Raw genomic sequence first — 17,729 nt, forward strand, 5'->3', positions numbered from 1 at the left:
AGCCGCGACAAAAATCCCCGTGCCTGCGCCGCGCGGATGGCGGGCGACGACGATTCCCCATCGAGCCTCGATGCAGCCAACCTCCATCGTGCATCAATCCGCTTGGGCCGATTCATCCTGTACACTTATGTCCATAGCCTTGATTTGCCTGAGGCAGCATGTCATGCGTCGTGTCGATGGCAGCTCTCGAAACGACGATTCAGCGCGCCGGCGCCACCGGCAACATCAAGGCCACTCGCGAAGACTGGCTGAAGCTTGCGCTTGAAACGTTGATCTCTGACGGAGTCGAACGCGTCCGCGTGCTGACGCTTGGCCAGAAGCTCGATGTGTCGCGCTCCAGCTTCTACTGGTATTTCAAGAGCCGGCAGGATCTGCTCGATCAGTTGCTGGATTACTGGCGGCAGACGAATACCAAATTCATCGTGGAACGCGCCAGGCGGCCTTCCGCCACCGTCATACGCGGGGTGATGAGCATTTTCGAATGCTGGGTGGACGAAAGGCTGTTCGACCCCCAGCTGGATTTCGCGATCAGGGCCTGGGCCCGTCGCTCGCCCGCCATCAGGCGCGCGTTAGACGAGGCCGACGAGGAGCGTGTCAACGCCATACGCGACATGTTCATGCGTCACGGCTACGACGAGGAGGATGCCTTCGTGCGGGCCCGCGTGCTGTATTTCATGCAGATCGGCTATTACTCGCTTGAGCTCAACGAGCCGATGAGCAGCCGCCTGCCTCACGTCGCCGGTTATCTGCGCAGCTTCACCGGCCAGGAGCCTCCGGCGGAGGATGTCGAGGACTTCTCGCGCTATGTCGAGAAGACGCTTTCGCGCAACCGATAGTACGGCCCGGCCGCCGCGGCCTGACGATTTCGCTTCGCGCATCGGCCCAATAGCAAGCACGGTTGCTGCCGACAGCAGAGGAGCCCTCTGCCGTATCGGCGCAGAGCGGCGTCATGGGGCGCTCATTCCGCTGTCCGCCAAGCTCTAGACACATATGTACAATACCGATAGGGTACGCCACACTGGCTGGGTGGAGTGCGACAGGATGAAATCCCAATATCGGGCGATCGTCATCGGCGGCGGCGTGGTTGGAGCCTCGGTGCTCTATCACCTAGCGAAGTTCGGCTGGAGCGACGTCGCGCTGATCGAACGCGAGGTGCTGACCGCAGGGTCGAGTTGGCATGCGGCCGGCGGGTTCCATGCGCTGAACGCCGATCCCAACATCGCCGCCCTGCAGGCCTACACGATCGACCTGCTCTCCGAGGTCGAGAAGGAATCGGGCCAGAGCATCGGCATGCACATGACCGGTGGCATCTCGGTCGCCTCGGCGCCGGAGCGCTGGGAATGGTTGAAAGCGTCATACCGCATCTTCCAGACCATGGGCATCGACGATGTCCACCTGGTCGGAGTCGATGAGATCAAGCAGCGCTGCCCGATCCTCAACACCGACGGCATGCTGGGTGGACTCTATGCCGCGCGCGAAGGCCATATCGATCCCTCGGGCGTCGTGCACGCCTATGCCAAGGCAGCCAGGCTGCGCGGCGCCGATATCATCGAGCACAACCGCGTGCTGGCACTCAACCGCCGCGCGGACGGCGGCTGGGACGTAGTCACCGAGAAGGGCACGGTGATTGCCGAACACGTCGTCAATGCCGGCGGGCTGTGGGCCAAGCAGGTCGGCCGGATGGCCGGCATCGACCTGCCGGTGTCGCCGATGGAGCACCATTATCTCGTCACCGAGGCGCTGCCCGAAATCCAGGCGCTGGACAAGGAATTGCCGCTGATCGTCGATCTCGAAGGCTTCACCTACATGCGCCAGGAACAGAAGGGCCTGCTGCTCGGCATCTACGAGATCAACCACAAGCACTGGAACATGGATGGGGCGCCGTGGGATTACGGCATTGAACTGATCCAGGAAGACACCGACCGTATCGCCGACGAGTTGGCCCTCGGCTTCAGCCGATACCCCTGCCTGGAGAATGCCGGCATCAAGCGCTGGGTGAACGGCGCCTTCACCTTCTCGCCGGACGGCAATCCGCTGGTCGGCCCGGTGCGCGGGGTTCCCAACTACTGGGTGGCGTGCGGCGTCATGGCCGGCTTCCTGCAAGGCGGCGGGGTCGGCAAGTCGCTTGCCGAATGGATGATCCATGGCGAGCCGGAAGCCGATGTCTACGGCATGGACATCGCCCGCTATGGCGATTTCGCCTCCAACCGCGAATACATCAGGCAGACCACCGGGCAGTTCTATTCGCGCCGCTTTGTCATGAGCTATCCCAACGAGCAGTTGCCGGCGGGGCGGCCCTTGAAGACAGCCGGCGCGCATGACGCGATGGATGCCGCCGGCGCGCGCTGGGGCAATTCATGGGGCATGGAAGTGCCGCTCTATTTCGCGCCGCATGGCTTCGTCGAGACACCGACGCTGAAGCGCTCCAACGCCTTTGACATCGTCGCACAGGAGTGCCGCAAGGTGCGCGAGGGCGTCGGTCTGCTCGATATCACTGCCTTCTCACGCTACGAAATCGCCGGGCCGCAGGCGGAAGCTTGGCTCGACCGGCTGCTTGCCTGTGCGCTGCCCAAGCCGGGTCGCGCCAAGCTCGCGCCTATGCTCGGCGAAAACGGCAAGCTCAAGGGCGACCTCACCGTCTTCAACTGGGGCGATGGCTCCTGGTGGATCATGGGATCCTACTATCTGCGCCAGTGGCATATGCGCTGGTTCGAGCAGCATATGAGCGACGGCGTCACCGTCCGCGACATTTCAGACGCGGTCGTCGGTTTCTCGCTGGCTGGTCCCAATGCGCGAATGTTGCTTGAGCGCCTCACACATCAGGACGTTTCGCACGAGGCCTTTGGCTTTCTAGCCTGCAAGACATTGGATGTCGGGCTGGTGCGGGCCAAGGTCGGACGGCTCTCGGTCATCGGCGAACTCGGCTACGAGATCCATTGCCAGGCCAATGAGCACGCGGGCCTGCGCCGCGCTCTGCTGACGGCAGGCAAGTATCTGGGCGTCACCGAATACGGCTTCAGCGCGGTCAATTCGCTGCGGCTCGAAAAGAGCTTTGGTATCTGGTCGCGCGAGTTCACGCAGGACTATACGCCCGATGAGACCGGGATGGACCGCTGGATCGCTTTCGACAAGGGCGATTTCATCGGCCGCGAGGCGGCCCGGAAGGAGCTGAAGGCTTCATCGAGGCGCACGCTGGTGACGCTCGAAATCGACGCGGCGGACGCCGATGCCAGCGGTTACGAGCCGGTCTGGTATAGAGGCAAGCTTGCTGGCTTCGTCACCTCGGGCGGCTACGGCCATACGGTCGGCAAGAGCCTCGCCATGGCGCTGGTCGAGCGCGAAGTGGCTGATATCGATACGCAGTTGACAACCCACATCGTCGGCGTCGAAAGAGGTGCGCGCGTCATCGCCTCGTCGCCATACGATCCACTGGGCAAGGCGATGCGGGCATGACCGATCGAACCGGTGACGTCGGTGCGGAAGACCATGCGATGATCCACGTTTCTTTCCGAAAATCAGGCCGGTCCGGCACGTCATGACCACACGCTATTCCGCCTTTTCGCTGTTCAAGGAGGGCCTGGCCGGCCAAACCGGCTGGCAACCGGCGTGGCGCTCGCCCGAGCCGAAACTGTCCTATGATGCGATCGTCATCGGTGGCGGCGGCCATGGGCTGGCAACGGCCTATTACCTGGCCAAGAACCACAACATCACCAGGGTAGCGGTGCTGGAAAAAGGCTGGATCGGCGGCGGCAACACCGGCCGCAACACCACCGTGGTGCGCTCCAACTACTATTATCCGGAGAGCGTCGAGCTATACGGGCTGGCGCACCGGCTCTATGAGGGATTGTCGAAAGAGCTCAACTACAACGTCATGCTGTCGCAACGCGGCATGGTCAATCTCTGCCACTCGACCGGCGAGATGGAGATCGGCGCCCGCACCGTCAACGCCATGCAGATCAACGGCATCAATGCAGAGCTGTTTTCGCCTGACGATGTGCGCCGGGTGGCGCCGATCTACAATTTTTCACCGGACGCACGCTTCCCGGTGTTCGGCGGTATCTGGCAAGGCAGGGCCGGAACGGCACGCCATGATGCGGTCGCCTGGGGCTATGCGCGGGCCGCAAGCCGACTCGGCGTCGACATCATCCAGAACTGCGAGATCACCGATTTCATCATCGAGGGCGGCCGCTGCCGTGGCGTCCAGACCTCGCGTGGCGCGATCCGTGCCGAGCGTATCGGCATGGCGGTGGCCGGGCATTCTTCGGTGCTGGCGGCCAAGGCCGGCTTCCGCCTGCCGATCAATTCCTATGCGCTGCAGGCCTGCGTGTCCGAACCGGTCAAGCCGATCCTCGACACGGTGGTGCTGTCGCCCGGCTGCGGCGTCTATGTCAGCCAGTCGGACAAGGGCGAGATCGTCATCGGCGGCGGGCTCGACCGCATCCCCTCCTACGCGCAGCGCGGCAATCTGCCGACGCTGGAGGGGGTGATCGCCGGCCTTTTGGAGATGTTCCCGATCTTCGGCCAGCTCAAGCTGATGCGGCAATGGGCTGGGATCGTCGATGTCGTGCCGGACTCCTCGCCGATCATCGGCCCCTCGCCGCTGCCCGGCCTGTTCCTCAATTGCGGCTGGGGCACGGGCGGCTTCAAGGCCATTCCCGCAGGCGGCACGCTGCTGGCGAACCTGCTGGCGACTGGCGAACACAACCACATCAGCCGTCCGTTCGACCTTGATCGCTTCGCCAGCGGGCGGCTGATCGACGAAGCGGCCGGCTCCGGCATCGCGCACTGATGCATGTCGCCCAAAAGTACGCAGCGGTTTGGGGAGAACGACATGCATAAAGACGAAGATTGAGGATTTTATGCAGCTTTTCCCTTGCCCATTCTGCGGCCCGCGCGACGAAACCGAATTCCACTATGGCGGCGATGCCGGAAATGCGCGGCCGGATGGCGCCGATGTGCCGATCGATCGCTGGGCTGATTACCTCTATCTGCGCACCAATCCGAAAGGCACGGCGCGCGAAATCTGGGTTCACATGAACTGCGGCGAGTTCTTCGTCATGGAGCGCGACACCGTCACCCACAAGGTGCTGTCCTCGGCCGCACTCGGCGGGGAGCACGTCGCGTGACCGCCTCGCGCCTTGCCACCGGCGGCAGCGCCATCGACCGCTCGCGCCCGATACGCTTCAGCTTCGACGGCACCACCGTGCAAGGCTTTGCCGGCGACACCATCGCCTCGGCGCTGCTGGCGGGTGACGTCGCGGTCGTCGGCCGCAGCTTCAAATACCACCGGCCGCGCGGCATATGGGGCGCCGGCGTCGAGGAGCCAAATGCGCTGGTCGATCTCGGCGGCACGCGGGCGACGCCGAACACCCGCGCCACGACCGAGCCGGTGCGCGACGGACTGGTGGCGAAAAGCGTCAACGCCACGCCCAGCGCACTGGCCGACCGCAACGCCTTCCTGGACCGTTTTGCGCGCTTCATCCCGGCCGCGTTCTACTACAAGACCTTCATGTGGCCGGACTGGCACAGGTTCGAGCCGCGCATCCGCGCCATGGCGGGGCTGGGCACAGTCGACGCCGACTGGACCTCGCCCGGCATGGCCGACCAGATCAACCATCATTGCGATGTGCTGGTTGTAGGCGCGGGACCGGCCGGGCTGGCGGCGGCAGGGCTGGCGTCCGGTGCTGGCCTGACCGTCGCACTGGTCGACGACCAGCAGAGTCCCGGCGGATCGCTCGGCCATCGTGCCGCGGAGATCGACGGCAAGCCGGCGGCCGTATGGGTCAAGGAGACGATTGCCGAGCTTGCCGCTGGCGGTCACCTCATCCTGCATTCGACCACCGCCTTCGGCATTTACGACCACAATCTGGTCGGGCTGAATCAACGCCATCTCGACGGCCGGCCGGATACGCTGTGGCGGGTCAGGCCGCGTCAGATCGTGCTGGCGACCGGCGCCATCGAACGGCCGCTGCCTTTCGCCAACAACGATCTGCCGGGCATCATGTCGGCGGATGCGGCGCTCGCCTATCTCCGGCGCCACGCTGTGCTGGTCGGCCGCCGCATCATCGTCGCCGCCAACAATGACAGCGCCTATGAGGTCGCGGGGGCGCTCGCCGAGGCCGGCGCCGACGTCACGCTTGTCGATATCCGGCGTGACGGCACGCCTGCGGCGGCGGCCAATGTCCGGCTGATGAAGGGGCGTTCTCTCGCATCCGCCAGCGGCAAGCTGCGCGTCGACGGCGTGACGCTCGACGACGGCACGAGGTTCGATGCCGATTGCGTTGTGGTCTCGGGCGGCTGGACGCCGACCATTCATCTCTTCGGCCAGGCCAAGGGCAAGCTCGCCTGGAGCGATGCGCGCGCGGCCTTCCTGCCGGGCGAACCGGTCGGCGGTATCGCCGTGGTCGGCGCCGCAGCCGGCGCGGTCTCCTTGTCGGAGGTGTTTGCCGGCGTGGAAAAGGCATTCGCCGGCAAGGAGAACGCGGCAACACCACGCAGCACCGGGCCGGAGGCGACGGACGGCATTCTCCCGGCCTGGCCGATGCCGGGCTCGAAAGGCCGCATCTGGATCGACTACCAGAACGACGTGACGGTAAAGGACGTCGAGCTGGCCGCACGCGAAAACTTCGTCTCGGTGGAACATCTGAAGCGCTACACCACGCTCGGCATGGCGACCGACCAGGGCAAGACCTCCAACCTGCCCGGGCTGGCGCTGATGGCAGGGATTACCGGCCGCACGGTGCCGGAGGTCGGCACCACCACCTACCGGCCGCCGTTCACGCCGGTGCCGCTGGCAAGCTTTGCCGGCGCGCGCGTCGGTGAATTGATGGCGCCGGTACGGCGGCTGCCGCTCGAAAACGTCCATCGCGCCAGCGGCGCTGTCTTCCAGGAATATGGCGGCTGGCTGCGGCCTGCCCACTATGGCGGCAACGCGGACGCGGAACGTTCGATCGCGGACGAGGCGCGACGTGCGCGCCAGTCGGTCGCGCTGTTCGATGGTTCGACGCTCGGCAAGATCGAGGTGATCGGGCCGCAGGCGGCGGCGTTCGTCGATTTCCTCTACTACAACACCATGTCAACACTGAAACCGGGCCGCTGCCGCTATGGCTTCATGCTGTCTGAGAACGGCGTGGTCTTCGACGACGGCGTGCTGGTGCGGCTGGACGAGCATCGCTTCGTCGTGTCGTGCTCGTCCTCGCATGTCGCCGCCGTCCATGCGCGGCTGGAGGAATGGCGCCAGGACCGTTTTGGCCGCGGCGCCGTCTACCTCCACAACGCCACACCGGACATGGCGACACTGACCGTTTCGGGGCCAAATGCCCGCAAGCTGCTGGAAAAGCTGCATCTTGGCCTCTCGCTCGACGATGCCGACCTGCCGCATATGGCGATCGGTCATGGCACTTATGCCGGCGACGAAGTCCGCATCGCCCGCGTCAGTTTCACCGGCGACAGGAGCTACGAGATTTCGATCCGGGCCGACCACGCCGAGCCGCTATGGGCGCATCTGCGCGAGGCCGGCCAGGCGCTCGACGCCATCGTCATCGGCCTGGAGGCGCTGATGATCCTGCGTGCCGAAAAGGGTTTTATCGTCATCGGCAAGGACACCGACGGCACCACATTGCCGCATGATCTCGGCGTCCACGGTCCGCGGGCCAAACGCAAGACCGAGTTCGTCGGCCGACGCTCATTGTTCACCGATGAGGCGTCGCGTGACAATCGCATGCAGCTTGTCGGGCTGGCGGTGCCGCAAGGCGAAGCACCGCTGCCGACCGGCGCGCATGGCATCAAACGGATCGACGGCGGATTGCGTAGCCAGGGCTTTGTCACCTCGAGCTACCAGAGCCCGACGCTTGGCCGCCCGGTTGCGCTTGGGTTGATAGAGCGCGGCGCGACGCGGCACGGCGAGACGATCGACATCCAGCATCTCGGCAAGATCAGCAAGGCGACGATTACCGCCCCTTGCGCCTTCGACCCGGCAGGAGACCGGCTGCATGCGTGATCTCGCGGAAAAATGGTCCGTTGCACCGGACTGGCAGGGCGCGGTCATCGCCACGCCGGGCCTTGCGATACGAGCAGTCCTCGACCTCTCCCAGTTGCTGGTCAGCGGCGATCTCGACGCATGGGCGCGAGTATCTGGCGTGGACCGCACTGGTGTCGGAGCCTTTGGCACCGCACAAGGTGACCGCTATGCGGCACGACTGGCGCGCGACCGGCTGCTGGTCGTCTCGAACAGCCCGCTTGCCATCGCCTCGGGCTGGCACACAGACGGGTTCGCGGTGACGGCGATCAGCGCCGGGTTGCAAATGTTCGAGGCCGAGGGCACGGCGCTCGACGCTTTCATCGCGCGTGGAACGACGCTCGATCCCAGCCAAGCGAGCGCCAGTGCAGCGCTGTCCTTCGCCGACATCAGCGCCGTCGTCTATCGCCATGACGCCAAGCTGCGCATCCATGTCGATCGCGGTCTTGCCGCCTATCTCTGGACATGGATGGAAATTGCCGCCGGCAACATCGCCGCAGGATCAGCGAAGTAGCCGGTTACGGCTGGTCAGAGTGTGAACGACCAGAACAGGCAGGCCAGCGTCGCAGCGGCAAAGACGACGAAGAACAGGCTGCGCAGCAGCACGTTGCGGCGCAGCTCGTTCATGACAAAGTGACAACCGACGATCGCCGCGGAAAACAGGAACCGCCAGTTCAGCAATGTCCACACGGCGCTGCCCTGCCCGAACGCCCATCTGGCGACCATACAGCCGACGATGGTCGCAAACAGTGCGATCACGGTCCAGAAAAGGGCATCGGCGGCATGGGTCAGGACGATACCGGCCGCCCTTATCGGCAGGATCATCATCAGCATCGCGCTGAAGAAATAGACGGCGGCAATCGGGATGAACACGCCGGCGTCGGCAATGCCGTCAAGGCGCCTGACGCCGATCGCGCCATAGGGATAGCCGTGCCTGGCGACAGCCAGGCTCAACGCCATGAGCAAGGCGGTCAGCACGGCGACCAATGCGAAGGATGTGAGGGCTTTGCTCATGACGTTCCTGTCCCAGACGAATCAGACAGGAACGGTTTTAGCGGTCGGTCGTAAATTGCGCGTAAGCGGGGGCGCTGCCCTCACGGATTTCGTTCAGTTCAATCTGGCTGACGACAGGCTATTCAGCGGCGATCCGGCCTGCCGAACGATTGGCCAGCACAAAGCCGACCTCGTCGACCGCCTGCGCCGCACGCTTAAGGATCGCCTCGGAGCGCAGCACGCCGTCGGTGAAATCCTTGTCGGTGGCGTAGACGGCGGTGGGCAGCGCAAAGGCCTCGAAGAAGCCGAACAGCGGCCGCAGCTGATGCTCGACGATCAAGGCATGGCGCTCGCCACCGCCGGTCGCCGTCAGCACGATGGGCTTTCCCCGCAATGCCGCCGGATCGATCAGGTCGAAGAAATGCTTGAAAAGGCCGGTATAGCTGCCCTTGTAGGTCGGCGAGCCCACGACAAGCACGTCGGCGGCGAGGATTTGTTCCAGGATCGCGTGCGCCTGGCCGTCGAGATCGCGGGCCCATTTCGCCGTTCCCAGCGTCGGGCCGAGGTCCTCGATATCATAGGTGCTCGCCGACAGGCCGTGGCTGGCGGCAATGTCCCTGGTGACCAGATCGACGAAGGCGCGCGTCTTTGACGGCCTGGTGATGTTGCCGGAAAAGCCGACGACTGTTGGGTTTGACATGGCAGTGGGCCTCTTGAATGGTCGAAGGTTTGACGTGGCGGGCCGCCAGCCCGCCGGTGGAAAATCAGCTCCAGGCGTGCAGCGGCGGATTTTCGCCGTTGAGGAAATATTTGCCGAGGATCGAGTATTTCCAGCGCACCGGATCGTGCAGCGTGTGCGTGCGAGCGTTGCGCCAATGCCGGTCGAGATTGTGCTCGGCCAGGGTTGAGCGGGTCCCTGCCAGTTCGAACAGCTTGTTGGTGGCGGCGATGGCGATCTCTGTCGACAAGATCTTGGCTTCAGCAGTGACGATCTGGGCGTGCGCCACCGTCTCGGCTGTCGGCTCGGCCACTGCCCGGTCGATTGCATGACCGGCCTTTTCGAGCAGCGCCTGCGCCGCGTGCAGGCGCAGCGTCAGGTCGCCGATGGCCTGAATGGTGTAGGGATCGTCCCAGGCGTTGTCGACGCCGCTGTCGATCCAGGCGCGGCTTTTGGTCCTGACGAAATCGACCGTCTCGTCGATCGCCGCCTGGGCGATGCCGGTGTCCACGGCCACCTGGATGATCTGGAAGATGGCGCCGTCGGCGGTCGGTTTGTCGTAGCCCTTGTAGCCGGGTACCAGATGCGTCTTCGGCACCTTGACGTTGTCGATGATGACGGTGCCGGACAGGGTCGTGCGCTGGCCGAAGCTCGACCAGTCGTCGATGACGGTCAGGCCGGGTGCGCCGCGGTCGGCGATCGCATACCAGGCGCGGCCCTCGTCATCGAGCGCCACGATCGGCACCAGATGGGCGAGCAGCGCGCCGGACGAATAGAATTTCCGGCCGCTGACAACCACATGATCGCCGGCATCGGTGAAGCGGGTCTCGAAATCGGCGGCGCGCTTGGAACCGAACTCGGAAAAGGCGTTGCCGAACCGGGTGCCCTTCAGCGCTTCGGCGAACAGCAGCTTCTGCTGGTCCGCGTCGGAGACGGTGCGGATGGCAGCGACGACGCCGAGATGGTTCTGCGCAACCTGGCCGATCGAGGAATCCGCCGCCGAGATGATCTCGATCACCTCCGCCAGCGTCGCATAGGACACCTCCGGCCCACCGAATGCCTTGGGTACATTGATCGACCACAGGCCGCTTTGCGAAAAGGCATCGAGTTCGGCGACCGGCCAGATCCGTTCACGGTCGCGCCGGGAGGAGTCCTTGACGAATTCGGCGGCGAGCGCATGGGCAACCGCAATCGCCTCGGCGTCGTCCTTGATGATGTGCGCCGGGGCGGTCGGCCTTGCGACTGGCGGCACGGCGGCGGAAGCCTTGTCGGTCTTGACGGTCGAAACGGTCATTTCACTGCTCCTTGGGATTTCGATTCAGGCAACGGCGTGGAGATGGGCGGGCTTGGTGGCGGGTGACGTCTGTTGCCCGGGGTTCGATTGACCGAGATAGAAGGCCCTGATGTCCTCGCGCTGGCGAAGCTCGGGGGCCGCGCCGGCGAGAACGGAAACGCCGTTCTCCAGCACCGTGGCATGGTCGGCATATCGCAGCGCCACTGCGGAGTTCTGCTCGGCGACCAGGATGGATAGGCCAGTCTCGCGGTTGAGTTTTTTCAAGCTCTGGAAGATGTCCTGGACGATGATTGGCGCGAGCCCCATCGACGGTTCGTCCAGGACGAGCAGCCGCGGCCGCGACATCAGCGCCCTGCCGATGGCGGTCATCTGCTGTTCGCCGCCGGAGGTCAGGCCGGACAATGTCCGGCGTTTTTCCCGAAGCCTCGGGAAATAGCCGTAGATCCGTTCGAGATCCCCGTTGATCTCGGCGCGGCTGCCGCTGCGGCCGATGCCGCCGGCGATCAGATTCTCCTCGACGGTGAGGCTTTTGAAGCAGTGGCGGCCTTCCAGCACCTGAACCAGCCCGGCGCGCACCAGATCACCCGGTTTGCGGCGCGAGACATCAGAGCCCTCATAGCGGATGGTGCCGGCGTTGACCTGGCCGCGTTCGGCCGGCAGCAGGTTGGAGACGGCCTTCAGCGTCGTGGTCTTGCCAGCGCCATTGGCACCGAGCAATGCCAGTATCTGGCCGCGCCTGAGCTCGAAACTGACACCATGCAGCGCCGTGATGGCGTGGTTGTAGGTGGCATGGACCGTGTCCACAGCAAGAATGACGTCATCGTTCGGCATAGGCTGTTCTTTCGCGGTTCGAAAACCGAACAGGTCGGGCGCCACGGAAACTTGGTCCGCGACGCCCGGCACTAACTGATCAGTTGGTGGTCACAGCATTGGCATCGTCGGAGGTGCGTAGCTTGATGCCCTTCTCGGCGGCGTAGGCCTCGGCGGACTTCTCGATGATTGGCCGCAGAAGCGCCCAGTCCGGCGCGATCCAGTCGGAGACGACGTTCCACTTCTTGCCGTCCCACTGCTGGAAGGTCACGTAGCCTTCGCCTTCATGGTTGTCCCAGCTGACATTGATCGAGTGGAACAGGTCCTTGGCGCCGAGCGCCTCGACCTTGGCCGGATCAAGCTTGAGATGCTCGAAGCCCCAGCGGACCTCGTCGCCGGTCAGCGTGCGGTGGCCGAACTTCTCCTGCGCGACCCGGATCGCCTCGACATTGAGGATGCCGTTGACGATGCCGAGATTGTGGTAGACCGAGCCGATGCGCGCCTTGTCTTCAAGGTTACCCTTGCCGGCGCCGTAGACCGTCTTCACGATCTCCTGAACCACCGGGTAGGAGTTGCCGGAAGCCTGCGTGGTGATGGCGGTGTAACCCTTGGCGGCGTCGCCGGCAGGGATGACATCCTCTTCAGAATTCGACCAGACATTGCCGACGATGTGATCGACGGGATAGCCGACCTTGACCGCCGTCTTCAGCGCCACCGGGTTCATCACACCCCAGCCGCGCAGGACGACGAAATCCGGCTTGGCGCGGCGGATGGTCAGCCACTGCGACTGCTGCTCGTTGCCGGGATGCGGCACCTCGATCTGCTGCACGGTGAAGCCGTATTTCTGCGCCAGCAGCTCATAGATCGGGATGGTCTCCTTGCCGTAGGGCGAGCCGTGATAGAGCACGACGATCTTCTTGCCCTTCAGCTTGTCGATGCCGCCTTCCTTGGAGGCGATGTAGTTCACGATGCCTGATGTCTCGCTGTAGGGATTGAGCAGCAGCGGGAAGACGTAGGGGAAGACGCGCCCGTCGGTGGAATCGGTGCGGCCGTGGTTGACGGTGATCAGCGGCACCTTGTCGGCGGTGATGCGGTCGATCATGGCATAGGCGATGCCGACCGAGAGCGGGTTCCAGGCGGCGGCGCCGGCATGGCTCTTCTGCCGCTCATAGCATTCGACGCCGCGCTCGACCTCGTACTGGGTCTCGCATTCGTCCCAGGTCAGCTTGACGCCGTTGACGCCGCCGTCACGGATGTTGATGAGGTTGAGATAGTCGATGAAGCCGCCGAAGAAGCCGGTGCCGCCGGCCGCGTAAGGCCCGACGCGATAGCTCTGCAGCGGAAAATATTGTTCGTCGGCGTGCGCGGCGGGCAAGGCCACCGACACGATCATCGCCGCGGACAACGCCGCCGCCTTGATTGTGCTGAGGAAAGTCATGGTCGAGGTACTCCCGGTATGGGCCGTCTTGTTCGGCCCCTTGTTCATTTTCGGATGCATCAGCTCAAGTCGACTGCCAGGCGAACAGGAGCCGTCTTCGGACCCTGTCCCACAGCGCCACCAGCCCGTCGGGTTCAAGGATCAGAAACAGGATGATGAGCGCGCCCAGAACGATGCGCTGGCTCATGTCGAGCACGCCCGAATCGAAGAGATCGCCGAGCAGGAAGCCGCCGAGGCGCGACAGAGCGAGCGGGAAAACCACGATGAGGGCGGCGCCGAAAAACGCGCCGCGGATCGAAGCCAGCCCACCGATGATGATGATGAACAGGACCTGGAACGACCGATCGAGATCGAAGCCGTCCGGCTCGACGGTCCTCAGATAGGCGAAGGCCCAGATGACGCCTGCGACGCCGATGATGAAGGACGAGATGGCGAAGGCCAGCAGCTTGGTCCTCAGCACCGGAATGCCGATGATGCGGGCGGCGGTTTCATTGTCGCGGATGGCGATGAAGTTGCGCCCGGTCTGCGACGAGACCAGCCGATGGGCGAGGAAGGTCAGGACGGTGACGATTGTCAGCGCGAAGAGATAGCGACCGATGGCGCCGTCGAGCGCGAAACCTGAGATCGACAGTCTCGGCGCGTCGATGACGCCTGACGCCGAGTTGTTGGAGAACCAGCTGAACTTGGTCAGCGCCCATTGCACGAAGAACTGCGCGGCAAGCGTCGATACTGCGAGATAAAAACCCCTCAGCCGCAGGCTGGGCAGGCCGAAGACGATGCCGATCGCGGCGGCGACGATGCCGGCCAGGAAGATGCTGCCGATCAGCGGCAGGCCCTCGACGCGCAGGTTGAAATTATAGGCGGCGAAGGCGCCCGCCGCCATGAAGGCGGCACTGCCCAGCGAGACCTGGCCGGCATAGCCGGTGAGAATGTTCAAGCCCACGCCGGCGAGGCTGAGCGCCAGGAACGGCAGCAGGATGGCCTCGAACAGATAGCTTGAGCCGATCAGCGGCACGACACCATAGGCGAAGGCGAGCAGCAGGACCGGTACGACCCATTTCGGCAGCACCGGCGCGGCGACGAAATCGCTTGTTATCGCGGTCATTGTTCAGATCCTCTCAACGAGCTTCTGGCCGAACAGGCCGGAAGGGCGGATCAGCAGGAAGACGAGCGCGACGACATAGGCAAACCAGCTCTCGATGCCGCCGCCGAAATAATCGCCGATATAGACCTCGGCGAGCTTCTCACTGGCGCCGATCAGCAGCCCGCCGACGATGGCGCCGAGGATGGAATCGAAGCCGCCGAGCACCAGCACCGGCAGCGCCTTGAGCACCACCAGCGACAGCGAGAACTGCACGCCGAGGCGTGCGCCCCAGAGCAGTCCCGCCACCAGGGCGACAAGGCCGGCGGCAGCCCACACGGTGGCCCAGATCAAGGGCAGCCTGAGGCCGACCGCGAGGGCCGCAAACTGATCATCGGCAACGGCGCGGAAGGAGAGGCCGATGCGGGTGTAGCGGAAGAACAGCGACAGCAGGAGGACCATGCCGGCGGCAACCACCGCGGCAAAAATGTCGAACTGGCTGATCAGCACGCCGCCGATTTCCAGCGGCACGTCCTCGATGCCGAGATCGAGGCCATGGACCTGCGTGCCCCAGATCAGCTGGGCGGCGCCCTCGATGATGTAGGACAGGCCGAGCGTCGCCATGAACAGTGTGATCGGCGGCTTGTTGGTCAGTGGCCGCAGCACCGTGCGCTCGATGGCGACACCCATCGCCACCATGATGGCGAAGGTGACCGCCAGCGCCAGCGCGAACGGAATACCGCGCTCGACGAGGCTGACGAAGGTGAGTGCCGCAAACAGCAGCATCGCGCCTTGCGCGAAATTGAGCACGCCCGAGGTCTTGTAGATGAGCACGAAGCCGATCGCGACAAGCGAATACATGACGCCTGAGAGCAGGCCGCCGACGAGCACTTCGATGAAGAATTGGTAGTCGAAATCGGCGATCATATGCCTGCCCCGTCCTCATTGTCCGAGGCGACGCCGAGATAGGCATCGATGACGCGTTGGTCGTTCCTGACTTCATCGGGCGTGGCGTCGGCGATCTTGCGGCCGTAGTCGAGAACGGCGATGCGATCGGACAGACCCATGACGACGCCGACATCGTGCTCGATCAACACCGCGGTGGTGGCGAAACGATCGCGCGCGGCACGGACGAAAGACGCCATCTCGCTCTTTTCGCTCGCTGTCATGCCGGCCATCGGCTCGTCGAGCAAAAGCAGGCGCGGCTCGGCCACCAGCGCGCGGGCCAGTTCGACACGCTTCTGCAGCCCGTAAGGCAAGGTGCCGACAAGACGGTCGCGAATGGCGGTGAGATGGAGGAATTCAAGGATCTGTTCGGCACGGCTGCGTGAATCGCGCTGCTCGCCACGCGAGCGGCCGATGCCGAGCACCTGGCCGGCAAAGTTGGAGCGAACCTTGTAGGCAAGGCCAGAGGCGACATTGTCGAGGACGCTTAGGCCCTTGAACAGTGCGAGATTCTGGAAGGTTCTGGCGACGCCGAGATGGGCCAGCCGCTGCGTCGGGACCTGGGCATAGGAGGTACCGTCGAGCTGGACATGGCCGCGATCCGGCCGGTAGACGCCGCTGATGACGTTGATCAGCGAACTCTTGCCGGCGCCGTTCGGGCCGATGATGGCACGGATCTCGCCTTGGCGGACCGATAGGTCGATATCGGCCAGTGCCACGACGCCGCCAAAGGACAGGCTGATGCCCTGAAGCGAAAGCAACGCTGAGGCATCGCCGGCAACGGCCCCTGCCGACTTGGCGACATCTTCGAACGACTGCTCCGGCCGTGGACCTGACGGCAGGCCGCGCGCAAAGACCTCCGGTGCATAGGCGGAAGCCTCCATCACTCCGAGCGTATAACTGGGCAACGGCATTCCAATCGTCCTCGATTAGGCGCGCAAAGACCTATTGCCGCCCGACGGATCAGCGCGCCGGGCAAGCTCCATGTGTGCAGGCCGGCGCGTGTCCGGCGTGCCTATGGGGTGACTATTCCGCCGCCAGCGACGCCGCCGCCTCGGCGTCTTCCAGTTCGCGAACGAGCGGGATGACATGCTTGCCGAAATACTCGACCTCTTCCTGGAAGTGCAGGAAACCGAGCAGGATGAGATCCGCACCCGCGCGCTTCAGGTCGACGACGCGTTGAGCGACCTGCCTGGGGGTGCCGATCAGGTTCGAGCGGAAGCCGTCATTGTACTGGACCAGATCGTCGAAGGATGATTTCGCCCAATTGCCCTCACCTTCCGGCGAGGCCTTGCCGGCATTCTTGACCTCATGGCCAAAAGCATTGACCGCGTCGGGATTGGCCTCGGCGATGATTTCGGCGAGCACCGCCCTGGCCTCGTCCTCGGTCTCGCGAACGACCGCGAAGGCGTTGACGCCAACTTTGACGGAATGGTTATTGGCCTTCGCCTTGACTCTGATATCATCGACCTGCTTGGCGATCTCGGCCGGCGTGTTGCCGTTGGTGAAGTACCAGTCCGAAACGCGCGATGCCATGTCGCGCGCGGCGCGCGACGAGCCGCCCTGGAAGATTTCGGGTACTTGCGGCGGTTTCGGCTTCAGCGAATACTCATTGAAGCGGTAGAAATCGCCACGGAAGGTGAAGCTGTCTTCAGTCCATATTCCGCGCAGCGCACGGATGAATTCCTCCGAGCGGCGGTAGCGCTCGTCATGGTCGAGCCAATGCTCGCCGATGGCATGGAACTCGCCGCGGAACCAGCCGGAGACAAGGTTGATCGCGACGCGGCCGTTGGTCAGGTAGCTGATGGTGGCGATCTGCTTGGCCGCCAGCGCCGGGTTCCATGGTCCTGGCAGGATCGCCGCGATGACCTTGAGCGTCGTGGTCGCCGCCAGCAGATCATGGCTGAACGCCACCGATTCATGCTGTTCGTCGGCGCCGTAGCCGGCGGTGAAACGTATCTGGCTGAGCGCGTAATCGAAGCCGGCCTTCTCGGCGATCTGCGCCAGCTTGCGATTGTACTCGGCAGAATGGTTGGTGCGCTGCTCGATGTTGGAAATCACCAGGCCGCCCGAAACATTCGGCACCCAGTAGGCGAATTTGATCGGATCGGCTTCTGCATGTGCCATGAACTGTCTCCCATTCAGGCCGTGTCGTTGATCGCTCCGGTCGCGCCGGCTTGGATATTTATTATGTTTATAGAATTTATATACAAAGAAGGATTTTCCGTTTTTGGGGCGCTCTTGGGACGGAAATACCAATTTCGCTGCCGAAACCGGCCCGCAGGTGTCAGCCCACGTGTGGACGGTGCGCGGCATTGACGCCAATGGCCTGCGCTGACGGCAGCGTTACCAGCAGCTTGGCAATTTCAACCGCGACCGTCTGGGCATGGCGGGCGACTTCCGGCAGACCCATGAGCTCGCCGAAAGTCCCTC

15 protein-coding genes are annotated in these 17,729 nt (G+C 64.0%); 6 read left to right on the top strand and 9 right to left on the bottom strand.

The genetic code is table 11. The features are described from left to right. Positions 1-176: 176 nt before the first annotated feature. From EN949_RS05750 to EN949_RS05775, 6 genes are all read left to right on the top strand, one after another. Positions 177-836, top strand: a complete 660-nt coding sequence (locus EN949_RS05750) for a TetR/AcrR family transcriptional regulator (RefSeq protein WP_024501867.1) — start codon at positions 177-179, stop codon at positions 834-836. 205 nt (positions 837-1,041) lie between these two features. After that, positions 1,042-3,453: an FAD-dependent oxidoreductase gene (locus tag EN949_RS05755; RefSeq protein ID WP_127370901.1), complete on the top strand. Its 2,412-nt coding sequence runs from the start codon at positions 1,042-1,044 to the stop codon at positions 3,451-3,453. 82 nt (positions 3,454-3,535) lie between these two features. Continuing rightward, entirely contained in the window at positions 3,536-4,789 is a 1,254-nt protein-coding gene (locus EN949_RS05760) for a sarcosine oxidase subunit beta (RefSeq protein ID WP_063169865.1), read from the top strand. A gap of 70 nt (positions 4,790-4,859) precedes the next feature. Continuing rightward, on the top strand, positions 4,860-5,126 hold the full coding sequence (locus EN949_RS05765; RefSeq protein ID WP_013528149.1) for a sarcosine oxidase subunit delta: 267 nt from the start codon (positions 4,860-4,862) through the stop codon (positions 5,124-5,126). Next, a complete protein-coding gene (locus EN949_RS05770; protein ID WP_127370902.1) occupies positions 5,123-7,999 on the top strand; it encodes a sarcosine oxidase subunit alpha family protein in 2,877 nt (958 codons plus the stop codon). Before EN949_RS05765 ends, EN949_RS05770 begins: the two co-directional genes overlap by 4 nt. Continuing rightward, positions 7,992-8,531 (top strand): hypothetical protein, encoded by a 540-nt coding sequence (locus EN949_RS05775; RefSeq protein WP_063171072.1) that lies wholly within the window; start codon positions 7,992-7,994, stop codon positions 8,529-8,531. The genes EN949_RS05770 and EN949_RS05775 overlap by 8 nt, the downstream gene beginning before the upstream one ends. Positions 8,532-8,545: 14 nt before the next feature. Here the strand turns inward: EN949_RS05775 and EN949_RS05780 are convergent, their stop codons facing one another. The 9 genes from EN949_RS05780 to sfnG form a co-directional block, all read right to left on the bottom strand. Further along, positions 8,546-9,031, bottom strand: coding sequence for a hypothetical protein (locus tag EN949_RS05780; RefSeq protein ID WP_127371649.1), 486 nt, complete (start codon positions 9,029-9,031; stop codon positions 8,546-8,548). A 118-nt stretch (positions 9,032-9,149) separates the two neighbouring features. Beyond that, a complete protein-coding gene (gene msuE / locus EN949_RS05785; RefSeq protein ID WP_064992932.1) occupies positions 9,150-9,710 on the bottom strand; it encodes an FMN reductase in 561 nt (186 codons plus the stop codon). Positions 9,711-9,774: 64 nt separating this feature from the next. Then, positions 9,775-11,022, bottom strand: a complete 1,248-nt coding sequence (locus tag EN949_RS05790; RefSeq protein WP_127366263.1) for an SfnB family sulfur acquisition oxidoreductase — start codon at positions 11,020-11,022, stop codon at positions 9,775-9,777. Positions 11,023-11,046: 24 nt separating this feature from the next. Next, positions 11,047-11,853 carry an ABC transporter ATP-binding protein gene (locus tag EN949_RS05795; protein ID WP_164754870.1) on the bottom strand — a complete coding sequence of 269 codons (807 nt, stop codon included), beginning with the start codon at positions 11,851-11,853 and terminating at the stop codon, positions 11,047-11,049. 79 nt (positions 11,854-11,932) lie between these two features. Then, positions 11,933-13,270 (bottom strand): ABC transporter substrate-binding protein, encoded by a 1,338-nt coding sequence (locus tag EN949_RS05800; protein ID WP_027164235.1) that lies wholly within the window; start codon positions 13,268-13,270, stop codon positions 11,933-11,935. 64 nt (positions 13,271-13,334) lie between these two features. Further along, on the bottom strand, positions 13,335-14,375 hold the full coding sequence (locus tag EN949_RS05805) for a branched-chain amino acid ABC transporter permease (RefSeq protein WP_127366265.1): 1,041 nt from the start codon (positions 14,373-14,375) through the stop codon (positions 13,335-13,337). Between the two features lie 3 nt (positions 14,376-14,378). Further along, complete coding sequence (locus EN949_RS05810; protein ID WP_032898718.1) at positions 14,379-15,278, bottom strand: branched-chain amino acid ABC transporter permease; 900 nt, start codon at positions 15,276-15,278, stop codon at positions 14,379-14,381. Further along, positions 15,275-16,210: an ABC transporter ATP-binding protein gene (locus tag EN949_RS05815; protein ID WP_127370903.1), complete on the bottom strand. Its 936-nt coding sequence runs from the start codon at positions 16,208-16,210 to the stop codon at positions 15,275-15,277. Before EN949_RS05815 ends, EN949_RS05810 begins: the two co-directional genes overlap by 4 nt. A gap of 112 nt (positions 16,211-16,322) precedes the next feature. Continuing rightward, positions 16,323-17,423: a dimethylsulfone monooxygenase SfnG gene (gene sfnG, locus EN949_RS05820; RefSeq protein ID WP_013528160.1), complete on the bottom strand. Its 1,101-nt coding sequence runs from the start codon at positions 17,421-17,423 to the stop codon at positions 16,323-16,325. Positions 17,424-17,729: the final 306 nt, after the last annotated feature.

Origin of the sequence: Mesorhizobium sp. M7A.F.Ca.US.007.01.2.1, assembly GCF_003998165.1 — a bacterium.
In the GTDB taxonomy this organism is placed as follows: Bacteria; Pseudomonadota; Alphaproteobacteria; order Rhizobiales; family Rhizobiaceae; genus Mesorhizobium; species Mesorhizobium ciceri.